A 2,179-nucleotide genomic window follows, 5' to 3' on the forward strand; every position below is an offset into this window, starting at 1 on the left:
AACGTTGGATTCTGATTGTTGGTAAATCCAAAATATAGAATTATAAATATGCCAACATATTCGATATTCTTCACTGTGAAACTCAGCTTGAATACACCCTAGCCAACCTAAACGACACCCACCTTCGGCGCGGTCTGTTCAACTTCTTTGGCGGCGGCATAAAAACTGAGCCGTTGAAAATTGAACTCAACGCCATACTCTGCCGCCTGATTCCCAGCTTTCAAAACATAGACAAACACTAAATGAGCGACATCAACAAAATCATTGAAGACCAGAAACGCGAACTTGAAGCCAAGCTCGCCCTAATCTCGGGAAATAACCTGTCGCCCTGATGGCTGAGCGAAAGGGGTACGAAGGCAAGATCGCGGAGATTGACGCGAAGATTCAGCACATCTGTAAGGAGCTGGGGATCGAGGTTGGGCTTGAGACGGCCACCAAGAAAGAACGCCGCACCAGAATGAGCGGTCATGAAATCGACGCCAAGATTCTGGAAGCCCTCAAGAACGCGCCGCGAGGGCTAAACCAGATCGGAATCAGCGAGGCCGCAGGGGTGTCTTACGCCTCGGTGGTGAAGTGGCTGAAGGAGAACGGCTCGAAGGTGAGGACGGAGGGAGAGAGAAAAGGGAAGAGGGTTTTGTTACCATCAAGCTGAATTGTTTCGAAAGCGAGAACTGCAGTTCAGAAAATAAGAATATTCTTAAAACTTCGATCATTCACGTAGTTCACCCAAAAATTATCAATATATATGAAATTAAAAACCGCAACTATGATTTCTATGGTTGGAATAGCTCTCTCCATAGTGCTGCTCTTTGTCGCACGGGCTAATAATAATAAATCTCTTTTTTTAATTTGTGATCCAATCAGGGATTTATCAATATTGTTTTTCTTGGCTTGTTTGTATAAAAAACAAAACTAACTTATGTCTCAAGAAATAAATAAAAGTCTCGGAATAACTGATTCTGATCAGCCTGTCCAGCAAATAAAAACTGAAAGTAATCGATATTCTCCCAGCATTTGGGTAAAAGCACAAATAATCATTGCAAAAATTAGTATCACGCTAACCGGTATATCATTGATCGCTGCTGGCTTTACAGGAGGGGAAACGCAAGAGATGTCGTTGGTAGCAGCTGCAGTTTTTTTCTGCTGCTGGTTGAGCTTTTTGTGGACAGCCCATCTTGTGACACTGATTGAAAAATGCGCTTTTTATCTTGAGAATAATAATTCAAAACAAAACTAATGTTATCTGGTGTAAAAAAAATTTAATTTACACCAAAAATTAAACAAAAAACCAAGACCTCAAAGATTATGCACTTAGTTCGTCGAAATCTAGACTCACTAATTAATTAAAGCGGGGATATTATTTTTTAATAGATGCATTACAATTTGTGTCACAGCCTTCAAAACATGATTTACCATTTAGTTGAAACCAACTCATCACGTTCGAATGTTTTTTCAAAAACTGAGAAAATAGATGCGCAATCACATGAAAATGCTGCAAAGCAGTACCTGAAAGACTATAAAACACATCCTCGATGTTCGCACTTGGAAATCACCGAAGAGGATGGCGAAAAAATGATGCTGTTTGAAATCAATCAAAAAGAAAAAACAAATCGTCAATCGGGTTCATCATCTGAAACGACTTCTGGTTGGGTAACTGTTTTCTACTTCTTTGGATCAATTAATTTGCTAGGCTTCGCGATTGCATTTTTGGTATTCCTTGACAGTCGCGGTGATGACAGATTGCAATACTTTTTCTCTAGCATCGCTGGACTCGCTGGAGGACTAACTTGTTTCTTTTTTGCGTATGTGACCCAAATGATTTTTGACTGCCGCCGATATCTAAAGAAAATCGCAAATGGTAAATAATTGACGAGTGGTCAAATTTAATAATAAGTCGCAGCTTATTATTCAAGTTTTCACCAATCGTCATAGAATGATACATAAAGTATCACCAATGCCTAGTATATCTCAGTTTAGAGAGCGGTTTTACGCAGTTTCAAAACGAACCATCTTTGGAAATAGTGGTTCCAGCAAATAAACCGAAAGAATTCATAAGAGCGATTGAATAAATTGAAATACAAATTAAAAATTCAGTCCAATGAATTAAAACCTAAGCAACAAAATAGGCAAAAACCTATTTATTTCGGTTTTATGATTATTGGTATATCTGGATGCGTTG

3 protein-coding genes are annotated in these 2,179 nt (G+C 39.1%); all 3 read left to right on the top strand.

Features of this window, described 5'->3' with window-relative positions; all coding sequences use genetic code 11:
- The first annotated feature begins 331 nt into the window (after positions 1–331).
- Positions 332–652: a hypothetical protein gene (locus FJ366_04355; GenBank protein ID MBM3894798.1), complete on the top strand. Its 321-nt coding sequence runs from the start codon at positions 332–334 to the stop codon at positions 650–652.
- A 267-nt stretch (positions 653–919) separates the two neighbouring features.
- A complete protein-coding gene (locus FJ366_04360) occupies positions 920–1,237 on the top strand; it encodes a hypothetical protein (GenBank protein MBM3894799.1) in 318 nt (105 codons plus the stop codon).
- A 167-nt stretch (positions 1,238–1,404) separates the two neighbouring features.
- Positions 1,405–1,866 carry a hypothetical protein gene (locus tag FJ366_04365; GenBank protein MBM3894800.1) on the top strand — a complete coding sequence of 154 codons (462 nt, stop codon included), beginning with the start codon at positions 1,405–1,407 and terminating at the stop codon, positions 1,864–1,866.
- Positions 1,867–2,179: the final 313 nt, after the last annotated feature.

The organism is Candidatus Dependentiae bacterium (assembly GCA_016871815.1).
Lineage (GTDB): Bacteria > Babelota > Babeliae > Babelales.

Bases quoted from the DNA above. Each gene is read 5' to 3' on its own strand.
- FJ366_04355 (MBM3894798.1), top strand. From the start codon at position 332: ATGGCTGAGCGAAAGGGGTACGAAGGCAAGATCGCGGAGATTGACGCG.
- FJ366_04365 (MBM3894800.1), top strand. From the start codon at position 1,405: ATGATTTACCATTTAGTTGAAACCAACTCATCACGTTCGAATGTTTTT.
- FJ366_04360 (MBM3894799.1), top strand. From the start codon at position 920: ATGTCTCAAGAAATAAATAAAAGTCTCGGAATAACTGATTCTGATCAG.